The 15,426-nt window shown below is 71.3% G+C and carries 14 protein-coding genes; 11 read left to right on the forward strand and 3 right to left on the reverse strand.

Annotation, left to right across the window (positions count from 1 at the left end; genetic code table 11):
- Positions 1-68: 68 nt before the first annotated feature.
- Together EFL26_RS08050 and EFL26_RS08055 are read left to right on the forward strand one after the other, a co-directional pair.
- Entirely contained in the window at positions 69-2,879 is a 2,811-nt protein-coding gene (locus EFL26_RS08050; RefSeq protein WP_123222346.1) for an aconitate hydratase, read from the forward strand.
- Positions 2,880-2,977: 98 nt separating this feature from the next.
- On the forward strand, positions 2,978-3,283 hold the full coding sequence (locus EFL26_RS08055; RefSeq protein ID WP_123222347.1) for an MTH1187 family thiamine-binding protein: 306 nt from the start codon (positions 2,978-2,980) through the stop codon (positions 3,281-3,283).
- A 4-nt stretch (positions 3,284-3,287) separates the two neighbouring features.
- Here the strand turns inward: EFL26_RS08055 and EFL26_RS08060 are convergent, their stop codons facing one another.
- Complete coding sequence (locus tag EFL26_RS08060; protein ID WP_123222348.1) at positions 3,288-3,701, reverse strand: SsgA family sporulation/cell division regulator; 414 nt, start codon at positions 3,699-3,701, stop codon at positions 3,288-3,290.
- 244 nt (positions 3,702-3,945) lie between these two features.
- On the opposite strand from EFL26_RS08060, the gene EFL26_RS08065 reads away from it, so the two are divergent.
- From EFL26_RS08065 to EFL26_RS08100, 8 genes are all read left to right on the forward strand, one after another.
- Positions 3,946-4,368 carry a hypothetical protein gene (locus tag EFL26_RS08065; protein WP_221176871.1) on the forward strand — a complete coding sequence of 141 codons (423 nt, stop codon included), beginning with the start codon at positions 3,946-3,948 and terminating at the stop codon, positions 4,366-4,368.
- 28 nt (positions 4,369-4,396) lie between these two features.
- On the forward strand, positions 4,397-4,834 hold the full coding sequence (locus tag EFL26_RS08070; RefSeq protein ID WP_123222350.1) for an NUDIX domain-containing protein: 438 nt from the start codon (positions 4,397-4,399) through the stop codon (positions 4,832-4,834).
- Positions 4,831-5,745: an SMP-30/gluconolactonase/LRE family protein gene (locus EFL26_RS08075; protein ID WP_246000077.1), complete on the forward strand. Its 915-nt coding sequence runs from the start codon at positions 4,831-4,833 to the stop codon at positions 5,743-5,745. Before EFL26_RS08070 ends, EFL26_RS08075 begins: the two co-directional genes overlap by 4 nt.
- 73 nt (positions 5,746-5,818) lie before the next feature.
- Positions 5,819-7,723, forward strand: a complete 1,905-nt coding sequence (gene dxs, locus EFL26_RS08080) for a 1-deoxy-D-xylulose-5-phosphate synthase (RefSeq protein ID WP_123222351.1) — start codon at positions 5,819-5,821, stop codon at positions 7,721-7,723.
- A 10-nt stretch (positions 7,724-7,733) separates the two neighbouring features.
- Positions 7,734-9,005, forward strand: a complete 1,272-nt coding sequence (locus EFL26_RS08085; protein ID WP_123222352.1) for a hypothetical protein — start codon at positions 7,734-7,736, stop codon at positions 9,003-9,005.
- 195 nt (positions 9,006-9,200) lie between these two features.
- Positions 9,201-10,151 (forward strand): proteasome assembly chaperone family protein, encoded by a 951-nt coding sequence (locus EFL26_RS08090; RefSeq protein WP_221176872.1) that lies wholly within the window; start codon positions 9,201-9,203, stop codon positions 10,149-10,151.
- Positions 10,152-10,167: 16 nt separating this feature from the next.
- Positions 10,168-11,031, forward strand: a complete 864-nt coding sequence (locus EFL26_RS08095; RefSeq protein ID WP_123222353.1) for an acyl-CoA thioesterase — start codon at positions 10,168-10,170, stop codon at positions 11,029-11,031.
- A gap of 89 nt (positions 11,032-11,120) precedes the next feature.
- Entirely contained in the window at positions 11,121-11,573 is a 453-nt protein-coding gene (locus EFL26_RS08100) for a universal stress protein (protein WP_123222354.1), read from the forward strand.
- Between the two features lie 19 nt (positions 11,574-11,592).
- Here the strand turns inward: EFL26_RS08100 and EFL26_RS08105 are convergent, their stop codons facing one another.
- Positions 11,593-12,477: a MaoC family dehydratase gene (locus EFL26_RS08105; RefSeq protein ID WP_183408085.1), complete on the reverse strand. Its 885-nt coding sequence runs from the start codon at positions 12,475-12,477 to the stop codon at positions 11,593-11,595.
- 22 nt (positions 12,478-12,499) lie between these two features.
- On the reverse strand, positions 12,500-13,837 hold the full coding sequence (locus tag EFL26_RS08110) for a 3-oxoacyl-ACP reductase (RefSeq protein WP_123222355.1): 1,338 nt from the start codon (positions 13,835-13,837) through the stop codon (positions 12,500-12,502).
- Between the two features lie 218 nt (positions 13,838-14,055).
- On the opposite strand from EFL26_RS08110, the gene EFL26_RS08115 reads away from it, so the two are divergent.
- Positions 14,056-15,336, forward strand: a complete 1,281-nt coding sequence (locus tag EFL26_RS08115; protein WP_123222356.1) for an acetyl-CoA C-acetyltransferase — start codon at positions 14,056-14,058, stop codon at positions 15,334-15,336.
- Positions 15,337-15,426 lie beyond the last annotated feature (90 nt).

Genomic DNA, 15,426 nt, shown 5'->3' on the forward strand with positions numbered 1-15,426 from the left:
TGGGCAAGATGGGCCGGAGGATGGCCCCAGGGTCAGCACCGCAGGCACCCGGACTTGAGGAGACGTCGATGGCGAGCGCGGGAACGAGCAAGGACAGCTTCGGTGCGAAGAGCACCCTCGAGGTCGGCGACGCGTCGTACGAGATCTACCGGCTCGACGCCGTGAAGGGTGACGGGCTCGACGTCGACTCGCTGCCGTTCTCGCTGAAGGTGCTGCTGGAGAACCTCCTGCGCACCGAGGACGGCGCCGACATCACCGCCGACGACATCCGCGCCCTGGCCGGCTGGGACGAGAACGCCCAGCCGGACAAGGAGATCCAGTTCACCCCGGCCCGCGTGATCATGCAGGACTTCACCGGCGTGCCGTGCGTGGTCGACCTCGCCACCATGCGCGAGGCGATGGCCGACCTGGGCGGCGACGCCACCAAGATCAACCCGCTCGCGCCGGCCGAGATGGTCATCGACCACTCCGTGATCGCGGACGTGTTCGGCACGCCGGAGTCGTTCGAGCGCAACGTCGAGATCGAGTACGAGCGCAACCGCGAGCGCTACCAGTTCCTGCGCTGGGGCCAGGGCGCCTTCGACGACTTCAAGGTCGTGCCGCCGGGCACCGGCATCGTCCACCAGGTCAACATCGAGCACCTCGCGCGCGTCGTGATGGTGCGTGACGGCGTCGCGTACCCCGACACCTGTGTCGGCACCGACTCGCACACCACGATGGTCAACGGCATCGGCGTGGTCGGCTGGGGCGTCGGCGGCATCGAGGCCGAGGCGGCCATGCTCGGCCAGCCGGTGTCGATGCTGATCCCGCGGGTCGTCGGCTTCAAGCTCTCCGGAGAGCTGCCGGCCGGCTCCACCGCCACCGACCTCGTGCTGACCATCACCGAGATGTTGCGCAAGCACGGCGTGGTCGGCAAGTTCGTGGAGTTCTACGGCGAGGGCGTCTCCGCGCTGCCGCTGGCCAACCGCGCCACGATCGGCAACATGAGCCCGGAGTTCGGCTCGACGATCGCGGTCTTCCCGGTCGACGAGGAGACGGTGAAGTACCTCCGCCTGACCGGCCGCTCCGAGGAGCAGCTCGCGCTGGTCGAGGCCTACGCCAAGGAGCAGGGCCTCTGGCACGACCCGGCCGCCGAGCCGCGGTTCTCCGAGCGCCTCGAGCTCGACCTCGCGACCGTCGTGCCGTCGATCGCCGGGCCGAAGCGGCCGCAGGACCGCATCCAGGTCACCGACGCCAAGCAGTCCTTCCGCGGCGCGCTCGCCGACTACGTGACGCCGGCCGAGGGCGGCGACGAGGAGGGGTACGACGAGGCGGTCGCCGAGTCCTTCCCGGCCTCCGACTCGCCCTCCAACGGTCACGGCGAGGCGGCCCCGAGCGACCACCTCTCCGCGGCGCCGAAGGACGGTGGCCGCCCGAGCAACCCGGTCGAGGTGACGCTCGCCGACGGCACGCGGTTCACCCTCGACCACGGCGCGGTGACGATCGCGGCGATCACGTCGTGCACGAACACCTCGAACCCCTCGGTGATGATCGGCGCGGCCCTGCTCGCCAAGAAGGCCGTGGAGAAGGGCCTGCAGCGCAAGCCGTGGGTCAAGACCACGCTGGCCCCCGGCTCGAAGGTGGTCTCCGACTACTACGAGCGCGCCGGCCTGACGCCGTACCTCGACAAGCTCGGCTTCAACCTCGTCGGCTACGGCTGCACCACGTGCATCGGCAACTCCGGGCCGCTGATCCCCGAGGTCTCGGCCGCGGTCAACGAGAAGGACCTCGCGGTGGTCTCGGTGCTGTCGGGCAACCGCAACTTCGAGGGCCGGATCAACCCGGACATCAAGATGAACTACCTCGCGTCGCCGCCGCTGGTGGTCGCCTACGCCCTGGCCGGCACGATGGACGTCGACATCTACACCGAGCCGCTCGGCCAGGACACCGACGGCAACGACGTGTTCCTCGAGGACATCTGGCCCTCGCCGGCCGAGGTCGAGGAGACCATCGCCGGAGCCATCACGGCCGAGATGTTCACGAACGACTACGCCGACGTGTTCGCCGGTGACGAGCGCTGGCAGTCGCTGCCGACGCCCGAGGGAAACACGTTCGCCTGGGACCCGGACTCGACGTACGTGCGCCGTGCGCCGTACTTCGACGGCATGCCCGACGAGCCCACCCCGGTCACCGACATCGAGGGCGCCCGGGTGCTGCTCAAGCTCGGCGACTCCGTCACCACCGACCACATCTCGCCGGCCGGTGCGATCAAGAAGGACTCGCCGGCGGGGACGTACCTCTCCGAGCACGGCGTGGAGCAGCGCGACTTCAACTCCTACGGCTCGCGCCGTGGCAACCACGAGGTGATGATCCGCGGCACGTTCGCCAACATCCGGCTGCGCAACCAGCTCGCACCGGGCACCGAGGGCGGCTTCACCCGCGACTTCACCGACCCCGAGGGTCCGGTGACCACGGTCTTCGAGGCCTCGGAGAAGTACGTCGCCGCCGGCACACCGCTGGTCGTGCTCGCCGGCAAGGAGTACGGCTCGGGCTCCTCGCGCGACTGGGCCGCCAAGGGCACCGCGCTGCTCGGCGTGAAGGCCGTGATCGCGGAGTCCTACGAGCGGATCCACCGCTCCAACCTGATCGGGATGGGCGTGCTGCCGCTGCAGTTCCCCGAGGGCCAGAACGCGGAGTCGCTCGGCCTGACCGGTGAGGAGACCTTCTCGATCACCGGTGTCACGGAGCTCAACGACGGCACCACGCCGCGGACCGTGAAGGTGAAGGCCGGCGACCTGGAGTTCGACGCGGTCGTCCGGATCGACACCCCGGGCGAGGCGAACTACTACCGCAACGGCGGCATCATGCAGTACGTGCTGCGGAACCTCCGCCGCAGCTGAGCCTTCTTCGCGCAGACGTCCTGCGGACGGGTCGCCCAGACGGCCGGTCCGCGGGACGTCGTGCTGTTCCGGGACGGCCGGCTCGCTAGCCTCGCCCCATGATCGTGGCCATCAGCATCAGTCCGTCCGGAGCCGACGAGACCGGGGGAGTCAGCGACGCGGTCGCGGACGCCGTACGGGTGATCCGGGAGTCCGGCCTGCCGAACGAGACCAACGCGATGTTCACCAACATCGAGGGCGAGTGGGACGAGGTGATGGCGGTGGTGAAGGAGGCGGTGTTCCGGGTGGCGGAGACGTCCCCGCGGGTCGGCCTCGTGCTCAAGGCGGACCTCCGCCGTGGCTTCGAGACCGGGCAGCTGGCGGCGAAGGTGGAGCGGGTCGAGGAGCGGTTGCGGGACGGGTGAGCGGTCAGCCGGCGAGCAGCTGCTCGAGCCAGCCGTCGACGTCGACCTTCTCGCGACCCAGCGGGACCGCGTCGAGCGAGGAGTAGACGAAGTCCTGGACCGCCCGGCTGGGGAACTGCAGGAGGGTCTCGCCGGCGGGGGAGCAGAGCTCGACGATGACGACGGCCTCGCCGCACGCGCTCAGGCACGGCCAGATGTGGACGTCACCGTCGCCGGACGGCTCGTACTGTCCGTCGACGAGCAGCTCGCGGGCGAAGGTCCAGTGGACCGGACCGGACTGCGTCTGCAGCACCATCGTGACCGCGCACGCGTCGGTGGGGTCGTAGACGAACTCAGCGACCAGGGTGTGGTCGACCTCGGCGTCCACCGTGGCGATCTGCACCGCGGTGGTCGAGGTGGTGGTGAGCTTGCTGTCCATCGGCTTCCCTGTCTGTGGGCCCTGGTGGGCGGTTCGGCAGAGAAACGCGGTTGCTGAAGGTTCATGACACGATTTCGCCGAACTGGTCTAGGAAAACGGCGAAGTGGTCCAGATCACTCGGACATTTCGGACCAAAGGACCCGGCCGGGCCGGGCACCCTCTGGGCGGTCCGCGCACGCGGTCCTGACGCGCTTCAGGGGTCCGGGCGGTGACGTCGCTCGAACAAGTGTGCGAAAATCGGAGCGTGTTCACGCCACGACGCGAGCCCGACCCGGTGCCCCGGACGGCCCCTCCCGGGGCGCCGCCGTACGCGCCGCCCGGGTGGCCGCCCGGGGTCCGGGCGCCGGGAGTCCCGGGGTGGGAGCCGACCGCGGTGAGCTGGCTGCTGGACGTCTGCCCGCCGGACTACCGCGGCTACCCGGGCTTGCGGCGGCACCCGCTCGTGCTCGCCCGCTTCGCGGTGCTGCACGTGGAGGCGAGCCAGGCGGCGGTCAACCGCGGGCTGAGCGAGGCGCGCGGGGTGCTGCGCGACGTGGCCGACGAGGTCGAGATCGCCGCGGCGATCGACACGTGGCACCGGGAGGCCGCCCGGCTGATCGGCGTACGACGTGCGGTCGGGCTCGTCGAGGAGGCGCTCCGCGGCCGGCGGTACGTCGCTCGCATGTGACCGGTGCGCGTCCCCCTAGGGTGGGCCCATGGATCCCGTGCCGCTCGCCGTCGTGCTGCTCGTCGACCCCCGCGGCTGGGTGTTGCTGCAGGAACGCGACGAGGGAGCACCGCGCGCCGCGAACCAGTGGGGGATGGTCGGCGGTCACGTCGAGGACGGCGAGGAGTTCGAGCCGGCGGCCTACCGCGAGCTGCTCGAGGAGACCGGGGTGGCGCTGCCTGCGGGCACGCTGCGGCTCTGGCAGGACGCGCAGTTCGCCTACGACGACGGCTTCCGTGGCCGCTACCACCTGTACGCCGCGGGGGTGGACCTCACCGACGCGGACATCGTCGTCGGCGAGGGCCGTCAGATCGTGTTCGTGGAGCCGGCCGTGATCCCCACCCTCGACCTGGCCGAGTCGACCCGGCACTTCGTGCCCGACTTCCTGGCCTCCGACCTGTACCGCTCCTTCAGGAGGGCTTCGTGAGACCCGTCACCGTCCACCCCGTCCCGGCCATGGGCGCCGAGGACGTCGTCGTCGCCGACGACGGGCTCGTGTACACCGGCACGGAGGACGGCAGCGTCTTCAGGCTCCGGCCCGACGGCAGCCGGGTCGACGTCGTCGGCCACACCGGCGGCCGCCCGCTGGGCCTCGAGCTGCTGCCCGACGGCCGGCTGCTGGTCGCGGACGCGCGCCAGGGACTCCTCGCCATGGAGACCGCCACCGGCGCGGTCGAGCGGCTGGTCGACACCGTGAACGGGCGCCGGATGGTGTTCTGCAACAACGCGGCGGTCGCCCGCAACGGCGACATCTGGTTCTCGGACAGCTCCGCCCTCTACGGCATCGAGCGGTGGAAGGACGACTTCGTCCAGGACACCCACACCGGCCGCCTGGCCTGCCGCCGCGCCGACGGGACCGTCGAGCAGCAGCTGGACGGCCTGGCCTTCGCCAACGGCGTCGCGCTCGCGGCCGACGAGTCCTACGTGGCGGTCGCGGAGACGGCCGCGCGGACCGTCGTACGGCTGTGGCTGACCGGTGACCGGGCCGGCCAGCGCGACCTGCTGTGCTCGGACCTGCCCGGCTACCCCGACAACATCGCGCGCGGCTCCGACGGGCTGATCTGGGTGACGATCGCCTCGCCGCGCGACCCTGTCGTGGAGATGCTCCACCACGCTCCGATGCCGCTGCGCAAGGTGGTCACGCGGATCCCGGAGCGGCTCCAGCCGAAGCCGAAGCGGACCGTGCGGGCGATGGCCTTCGACGACGCCGGCACGCTGGTGCACGACGTGAGCGGGGATGCGTCCGGCTACCACATGGTGACGGGGGTCCGCGAGCACGACGGCCGGCTCTGGCTGGGCAGCCTGCACGAGCCGGCGGTGGCCGTGATCGCCGTGTGAGGTCTGTAGACTTCTACGGTTCCGGGACGGGCGCACGGCACGAGCACCAGGCACGAGAGGCAGGCGGGACAGCATGGGGCTGTTGGAGTCGATCTCGGGGCCGCAGGACCTCCGTGACCTCGACGAGCGCCAGCTCGTCGACCTCGCGGCGGAGATCCGCGACGAGCTGGTGCGCACCTGCGCGCCGCGCGGCGGGCACCTGGGTCCCAACCTCGGCGTCGTCGAGCTGACCCTGGCGCTCCACCGGGTCTTCGACTCGCCGCGGGACAGGATCGTCTTCGACACCGGCCACCAGGCCTATGTCCACAAGATGCTCACCGGCAGGGCGGGCCAGTTCGACTCGCTGCGCACCGAGGGCGGGATCTCCGGCTACCCGAGCCGGGCTGAGTCCGAGCACGACCTCGTGGAGAACTCCCACGCCTCCACGTCGCTGTCCTACGCCGACGGGCTCGCCAAGGCCTACGCGATCCGGGGCGAGGACCGTCACGTCGTCGCCGTGATCGGCGACGGCGCCCTGACCGGCGGCATGGCCTGGGAGGCGCTGAACAACATCGCGGTGGGCGACGACCGGCGGCTGGTCATGGTGGTCAACGACAACGGACGGTCCTACATGCCGACCGTCGGCGGCCTCGCCAAGCACCTGACCACGCTGCGCACCAACCCCCGCTACGAGCAGGTGCTCGACCAGGTCAAGCGGCGGCTCAACGGCGTCCGCGGGGTCGGCCCCGCGGTGTACGACGCGCTGCACGCGATGAAGAAGGGCATGAAGGACGCGCTCGCTCCACAGGGCCTCTTCGAGGACCTCGGCCTGAAGTACGTCGGCCCGATCGACGGGCACGACCGGGTCGCTGTCGAGCAGGCGCTCGCCCAGGCGAAGCGCTTCGGCGGACCCGTGATCGTGCACGTGATCACCCAGAAGGGCTTCGGCTACGACCCGGCCGAGCGCCACGAGGCCGACCAGTTCCACCAGATCGGGCCGTTCGACGTCGAGACCGGCGTGGGCTCGCCGAAGGGGCGGATCTGGACCGACTTCTTCTCCGACGAGATCGTCGCGATCGGCGAGGAGCGCAAGGACGTCGTGGCGATCACCGCCGCGATGCTCTACCCGGTCGGGCTGGACCGGTTCGCGGCCCGGTTCCCCGAGCGCACCTTCGACGTCGGCATCGCCGAGCAGCACGCCGTGACCAGTGCCGCCGGCCTGGCCATGGGCGGGCTGCACCCGGTGGTCGCGATCTACGCCACCTTCATGAACCGCGCCTTCGACCAGGTGCTCATGGACGTCGCGCTGCACGAGTGCGGCGTGACCTTCGTGACCGACCGCGCGGGAGTCACGGGCGACGACGGCGCCAGCCACAACGGCATGTGGGACATGTCGGTGTTCCAGGTCGTCCCGGGGCTGCGGCTGGCCGCACCGCGTGACGGCGCCCGCGTGCGCGAGCTGCTGCGCGAGGCCGTCGCCGTCGAGGACGCCCCCACGATGGTGCGGCTGCCCAAGGGCGCGCCCCCGGCCGAGGACATCCCCGCCGTCGACCGGGCCGGCAGCTGCGACGTGCTCGTGCGCCGAGGCGGCCGCGACGTGCTGATCGTCGCCCCGGGAGCCATGGCGGCGACGGCGGTCGAGGTCGGCCGGCGACTCACCGACCAGGGCATCGGGGTCACGGTCGTCGACCCGCGCTGGGTCAAGCCGATCGACCCGGCTCTCGTCCCGCTCGCCGCGGCGCACCGCCTCGTGGTGAGCATCGAGGACAACGGCCGCGTCGGTGGCTTCGGTGCCAACCTGCTGGCGCTGCTCAACGACGAGGGCGTGCGCACCCCGTTCCGGCTGCACGGCATCCCGCAGGAGTTCCTGCCGCACGCCAAGCGCGAGGCGATCCTCGAGCGGATCGGCCTCACCCCGCAGACGCTGGCCCGCAGGATCGTCGAGGACGTGACCGCGCTCGACTCCGGTCGTTCTCTGGTCGACATCCCCATCGACTGAGAGGACCCGGGTGCGGTCGACACGGCGCGCCACCTCCGCCGTACTGCTGGTCGTGCTCACGGCACTCGGCGCGATCGCTTCCGCGTGCTCCTCCGGGCACGACGCCGGCCTGCTCGGTGCCCACCAGCCCGTGTCGGCGCCCGACGAGCAGGCGCTGCTCGACCGGCGCGCGGCAGCGATCGGCGAGGGCAACCTCGACGCGTTCCTGGCCACCGTCGACACGTCCGACGCGAGGCTGGTGGCGCGGCAGCGACGGTACTTCGCCAACCTCCGGCAGCTCCCGATCCAGTCGCTGCGCTACACCGTGCTGAAGTCCGACTGGCCGGCAGGCCTGAGGTCTCCGCAGTGGGGCAGTGACGTGGCCGTGCCGCAGGTGCGCGTGGCCACGCAGCTGAGCGGCTTCGACACGGTGCCGGTGCAGCGGGTGACCGGCTTCGCGTTCGCGCGCAGGGCGGGACGCACGGTGATCGTCTCCGAGCTCACCGGAGCGGGCAAGCAGTTCCCCGGCTCGAACCCCGCTCCCTGGGACCTCGTCCGCATCCACGTGCGCAGTGACCAGGACACGCTCCAGCTCTACGACGACGGCACGTGGAAGCAGTCCGCGACGGTCGCCGGCGCCCTGGCCTCGGGCATCGCAGACGTGCGCAGCGCGGTCCCGTTCCCGTGGGACGGCCGCGCCGTGGTCTACGTCTTCAGCCGACCCGCCGTGCTGAACAGCTTCGAGGGAGTGCCGGGCGGCAACATCAAGCACCTCGGCGCGATGACCTTCCCGATGTACGCCGTCCTCGGCCAGCCCGCCGTCGCGGGCATCCGGTTCACCCTGCTGCCGAGCTCGCTGCGGGCCGGGCCCACCTTCCTCGGGCGGATCGTCCGTCACGAGCTCACCCACGTCGCCCTCGGCGACCGCGACGACGGCGTACCGACCTGGTTCGCGGAGGGGATCGCGGAGTACATGGGCGCCCGCGAGATCCCGCAGGACCAGCGCCGGATCGCCAGCGTGGCGCTCGTGAAGGCGCGCCAGGGCGTCGACGGCCTGCCGGCCTCGCGCGGCTTCAACGGTGCCGACCAGGCCTGGCACTACGCGCTGAGCTGGATGGCCTGCGACTTCATCGCGGCGACTCGCGGGGAGCCGGCCCTGTGGCGGCTGATGGACGCCTTGCACGCCGGCGGCGCAGGCACCACCGACGAGCAGCAGGACGCCGTCCTGGAGACCGTGCTCGGTCTCGACGGTCAGGAGCTGGCCCAGCACGCGGCCCAGCGGATCCTGCGGATCTACGGCTGATCAAGGACGCGCCAGCGGACTTGATCGCCGGTGGTTGAGCAGCGAGCTCGGCTGAGGGACGAAGCCGAGACCGAGCGTGCCGAAACCAAGGACGGTTGACGCCGTAGCGCCTCACGTGATCTCGGGCATATCGACGGCCGCCCGGGCGTTGTCCACCACTAGGCTGGCCAGAGCAACGACCCGACAGGAGCATCCGTGACCCAGGCACGTTTCGTGCACATCGTCGACGAGGTCCCCGAGCTCGAGGGTCTCGCTGACGGCCCGGTCATGGTGACCGCGCTCGACGGCTTCCTCGATGCCGGGAGCGCCGCGGGGCTCGCGATCGCGCACCTGCTGGAGTCGTCCCCGGGTCGCGTGGTGGCCAGCTTCGAGGTCGACGAGTTCTACGACTACCGCGCCCGGCGGCCACCGATGTCCTTCGTCCAGGACCACTACAGCGACTACGAGGCGCCGCGCCTGGTCGTGCGGCTGATGCGTGACGACCGCCGCGCGCCGTACCTGCTCCTGACCGGACCGGAGCCGGACGTGCGGTGGGAGGCCTTCGCCGAGGCCGTGCGTGCCGTCGTCGAGCACTTCGCCGTGCGCCTGACCGTCTCGATGGGCTCGGTGCCGATGGCGGTGCCGCACACCCGCCCGGTGCAGGTGACCAACCACGCCACCGCCAAGCGGCTGCTGGTCTCGGAGAACGTCTGGCAGGGCGAGATCCGGATCCCCTCCAGCGCCCAGTCGCTGCTGGAGCTCCGGCTCGGCGAGTGGGGGCACGACGCCACCGGCTTCGTCGCGCACATCCCGCACTACGTCGCCCAGTTCGGCTACCCGGAGGCGTCCGCCGCGATGCTGCGCCAGGTCGGTGCGGTCACCGGGTTGCAGTGGGACACCGCCGAGCTCGACGCCGCCGCCGCGCAGCGCCAGGCGGAGATCGCGGGCCAGGTCGAGGACTCCGACGAGGTCCGGGCGGTCGTCGCGGGGCTCGAGCAGCAGTACGACGCCTTCCACCGTGACGACTCCGGCTACGGGGGCGGCCCGAACATGCTCGAGGCCGAGGACGGATCGCTCCCGGACTCCGCCGACCTGCCCACCGGCGAGGAGCTCGGCGCCCAGTTCGAGCAGTTCCTGGCCGGCCTCGACCAGTCCGACGACGAGTAGAAGGCGGGACCGCGTAGTGCCTGCATCCGTCGACGAGCTGGTGGACCTGCTCGACCTCGAGGTCATCGAGGACAACCTCTTCCGCGGCAAGCAGCCGGACACGCGCATGCAGCGCGTGTTCGGCGGCCAGGTCGCGGCGCACGCGCTGGTCGCGGCGTCGCGCACGGTGCCCGAGCAGTACGTCGTGCACTCGCTGCACTCCTACTTCCTGCGCCCGGGCGACACCGCCGTGCCGATCGTCTACGACGTCGACAACCTGCGCGAGGGCCGCTCGTTCGCGAGCCGGCGCGTGCTGGCCCGCCAGCACGGCCGGCCGATCTTCGCGATGACGCTGAACTACCAGGTGCCCGAGGACGGCCTCGAGCACCAGGACGCGATGCCCGACGTGCCCGGGCCGGAGGACTGCCCGACGCTCACCGACGTGTTCGCCCGCCGCGACGACGGCGGCGCGTCCGAGGCGTGGGTGCGTGAGTGGGCCGCGCTCGACGTGCGGTACGCCGGCAACTCCCGGCCCGGGGGCGAGATCGACCTTCCCGGTCAACCCGCTCGCGCGCGGCTGTGGATCCGGGCGAACGGCGAGCTGCCCAACGACCCGCTCCAGCACACCGCGGCCTTCACCTACGCCAGCGACATGACCCTGCTCGGCGCCTCGCTCGTCCCGCACGGCACGCACATCTCCTCCCCGAAGATGCAGGCGGCGTCCCTCGACCACTCGATCTGGTTCCACCGGCCGTTCCGCGCCGACCAGTGGTGGCTCTACGACCAGCACAGCCCCTCGGCGTCCGGCGGCCGTGGCCTGATCTTCGCCAGCGTGTTCACCCAGGACGGCCGGCTGGTGGCCAGCGTGGCCCAGGAGGGGCTGATCCGGGTCCGCGACTGACTCTGCAGCACGGCGATCGGGCCTAGACTCGTAGCACGCTCCGGCCCCGAACCCCACGGGTCGGCGGCGGGCAATCCTGGGAGCGACACATGGCCGTCTACCTCATCGTGGCCAACCAGACGATCGGCGGCGAGCAGCTGACCGCCAGGCTGGACGAGCTCGCCAGCGCCGGCCCCACCACGTTCCGTTTCCTGGTCCCGGTCACCGATACGGAGGGGACACACCAGTGGGACTACCCACCGGTCGACCGGCTCATCCCGGACGCGCACCGGATCGCCAGGGTGCTGGCCGAGGCCCGGCTCGAGCACGAGCTCGCCCGGCTGCGGCGCGCGGGGATCGAGGCCAGCGGCGAGGTCGTGGACGCCCTGCCGGTCGACCGGGCTCAGCAGCTGCTCCAGGCGGAGCACGTCGACGGCGTGGTCGTCTCGACCTTGCCGCGCCGGCTCTCGCGGTGGCTGTTCTGGGACCTGCCGCACCGCATCGCCGGCGTGGCCGACGTGCCCGTGACCCATGTCGAAGGCAACGCGGGCCCGTCGTTGTGAGCGGGCCGTCTCTCGCCCGCTACCGGCTGCGGCCGACCAGGTGGGGGGCGCCGGACTTCGGGTTGGTCAGTGAGAAGTCGATCCCGCGGTGGGCGCCGTCGTCGACGACGCGCGAGCCGAAGGCGACCGTGCCGGGGAGCAGGATCGGCTTCTTGAACTCCACCTCGACGGTCACCTCGTCGGGGAGGCGGTTCGCGATCGCGGCGACGCAGCGCGCCTTGCTCCACATCCCGTGGGCGATCTGGCGCGGGAAGCCGAACGCCTTGGCGGTCAGTGGGTAGAGGTGGATCGGGTTGTGGTCACCGGACACCGCGGCGTACCGGCGGCCCAGGTTGCCCGCCAGTCGCCACTCGACGCCGTTGCTCGGGACCACGCCGAACGGGGTGCCCTCCGACGCGGCGTCCCGGTCGCCCTTGCCGACCCGCAGGTAGGTCGACGTCGACTCCCAGACGAGCTCGTCGGCGCTGGTGATCATGGTGACCAGGTCGAACACCTTGCCCTTGGCGTGCCCGCGCAGGTTGGTCGCCGTGGCGCTCACGTCGAGCAGCTCGGTCGGGGCGATCGGGCGGTGCCGGGTGATCGCGTTGCGCAGGTGCACGGTGCCGATTGCGGGGTAGGGGAACGACCCGTCGGTCATGATCGCCATGTGCAGCGGGAACGCGAGCATGTGCGGATAGGTGAGCGGAAGGGCCTCGCTCGGCGCGAACCCGCAGACCCCGGCGTACGCCGCGACGTGCTCGGGGTCGATCTCGACGCCGGGGCGGTTCAGCCGCAGGTCGGGGAGCGGCCCACCCTTCTTGGCCAGGCCCGGGATGAGGTTCACGCCCGGCAGCGCCGGCAGCGCCGCCTTGAGCATGGTGGGAAGGGCCGACGGCGTGCCCTCGACGGTGCGTTCGGTGGTCATCGCGCTGCTCCTCTCCGAGGTCTCAGGCGCCCAGCATCATCTGGCCGCAGACGCGCACGACGTTGCCGTTGACGGCGGTCGAGCCGGGGCTGGCGAACCAGGCGATCGCCTCGGCCACGTCGACCGGGAGCCCGCCCTGGGACATCGCGTTCATCCGCTGGCCGACCTCGCGGGTCGCGAACGGCACCGCCGCGGTCATCTGGGTGATGATGAAGCCCGGCGCCACGGCGTTCACGGTGATGTCGTTCTTCAGCTCGCCGGCGAGCGCGTCGACGAATCCGATCACGCCGGCCTTGGAGGCCGCGTAGTTGGTCTGCCCGACGTTGCCGGCGATGCCTGCGATCGAGGAGACGCCGATGATCCGGCCGTTCCGGTTGATCAGGCCCTGGTCGAGGAGCTCGCGGGTGATCCGCTCCGGGGCGACCAGGTTCACCGCCACCACCGAGCTCCAGCGGTCCTCGGCCATGTTGGCCAGCTTGCGGTCACGGGTGATGCCGGCGTTGTGCACGACGATGTCGACGCCGCCGAACTTCTCCTTGACGTGGTGGGCGATCCGCTGCGGGGCGTCCTTGCCGGTGATGTCGAGGGTGAGCTGGTCGCCGCCGAGCTCCTTCATCAGGGTCACCAGCTCGCTGGCCGCCTGCGGTACGTCGATGCCGAGCACGGTCGCGCCGTCGCGGTGGAGGACACGGGCGATCTGCTCGCCGATGCCGCGGGAGGCGCCGGTCACGATCGCGACCTTGCCCTCGAGCGGGCGGCCCTGGTCGGCCACCTTGGCGGCCTTCTTGGTGCCGGTCAGCCCGAGCCGGGCGACCTGGCCGGAGACGTAGGCGGACTTGGGGGAGAGGAAGAAGGCCAGGGTCGACTCGACGGTCGCCTCGGCGCCCGGGGCGACGTACACGAGGTTGACCGTGCTGCCCTTGCCGATCTCCTTGCCCAGCGACCGGGTGACGCCCTCCAGCGCACGTTGGGCGATCCGCTCCTCGAGGCTCTCGGCCTGGCTCGGGTTCGTGCCGAGGACCACGACGTGCGCGCAGGCCTTGAGGCTGCGCAGCAGCGGCGTGAAGAACTGCTGGATCGCGACCAGGCCCTCGGCGGTGGTGATGCCGGTGGCGTCGAAGACGATGCCCTTGTACTTCTCGCCCTCGGCGGCGGCCGCGGTGGTCGCGATGCCGAGGTTGTCCAGGGACGCGGTCACCACGTCCACCAGCCGGCCACTGCCGCCGACCACGACGGTGCCGTCGACGAGCGGCGCTCCGGGCGTGTAGCGGTCGAGCTTCACCGGGTTGGGCAGGCCGAGGTTCTTGACGAACATCTGCCCGAGCGGGCTGGACGTGAAGGACTGGTAGCGGTCGGTCATCGGGGTACTTCCTCGCGTCGGGTCTCGGTGCAGGAGCAGGCCCGGTCGGGCGCTCCGGAGGGGCTCCGTCCTGAAATGTAACTACCGGTGTAACTCGGTGTCCAAGAAAGGTGATCTGCCCCTCACAACGTTTGCTTTCCCGATGTTACGCGCCAGTATTGAGCGGTACCGCCGGGCCGATCCCCGGCGCCCGTCCGTCCCGATCAGGAGACCCTCGCATGCAGGAGACCACCCGTCGCGTCGCCGTCCTCGGCGGCAACCGGATCCCGTTCGCACGCTCGAACACCGTCTACTCGGGCGTCTCCAACCAGGAGATGCTCACCGCCGCGATCGACGGGCTGGTGGCCCGCTTCGGCCTCGAGGGCGAGCGCGTCGGCGAGGTGGTCGCGGGTGCCGTGCTGAAGCACGCCCGCGACTTCAACCTCACCCGCGAGTCGGTGCTCGGCTCGCGCCTGGCCGCGGACACCCCGGCCACCGACATCCAGCAGGCCTGCGGCACCGGCCTCCAGGCGGCCATCTACGTTGCCAACAAGATCGCGCTCGGCCAGATCGACGTCGGCATCGCGGGCGGCACCGACACCACCTCGGACGCTCCGGTGGCGATCTCGGACAAGCTGCGCAAGAAGCTGATGAAGGTCAACGCGGCCAAGGACACCGCGGGCAAGCTCAGGGCGCTCGGCGCGATCCGCCCCGGTGACATCGGGCTGGAGATCCCGCAGAACGGCGAGCCGCGCACCGGCCTGTCGATGGGTGAGCACGCCGCCCTGACCGCGCTGGAGTGGCAGATCACGCGCGAGGCCCAGGACGAGCTGGCCGTCGCCTCGCACCACAACCTCGCGAAGTCCTACGAGGAGGGCTGGCAGGCCGACCTGGTCACGCCGTTCCGCGGCGTCGAGCGCGACAACAACATGCGCGCCGACTCGTCGCTGGAGAAGCTGGCCACGCTCAAGCCGGTGTTCGGCAAGGGCGCGGCGGCCACGATGACCGCCGGCAACTCCACGCCGCTCAGCGACGGTGCCTCCGCGGTGCTGCTCGCCTCGGAGGAGTGGGCGCAGGCGCACGGCCTGGAGCCGCTGGCCTACTTCACCGAGTACGAGACGGCCGCCGTCGACTACGTGCACGGCGGGGAGGGCCTGCTGATGGCCCCGGCGTACGCCGTGCCGCGGATGCTCGAGCGGGCCGGCCTGACCCTGCAGGACTTCGACTTCTACGAGATCCACGAGGCGTTCGCCTCGCAGGTGCTCTCCACGCTCGCAGCGTGGGAGGACCCGGTGTTCTGCAAGGAGCGCCTGGGTCTCGACGCGCCGCTCGGCTCGATCGACCGCGCGAAGCTCAACGTGAAGGGCTCCTCGCTCGCGGCCGCGCACCCGTTCGCCGCGACCGGTGGCCGGATCGTCGCGAACGCGGCGAAGCTGCTGGCCGAGAAGGGCCAGGGCCGCGCGCTGATCTCGATCTGCGCCGCCGGCGGCCAGGGCGTCGTCGCGATCCTGGAGCGCTGAGCCCGCTCGTCTGACGCGTGCGCCGTGCTGTGGTGTCGATGGCTGGCACCGCAGCACGGCGCAGCCAGCTCGCACGCACAGGTGTGGGGC

Source organism: Nocardioides pocheonensis, assembly GCF_003725535.1.
GTDB classification, from domain to species: domain Bacteria; phylum Actinomycetota; class Actinomycetes; order Propionibacteriales; family Nocardioidaceae; genus Marmoricola; species Marmoricola pocheonensis.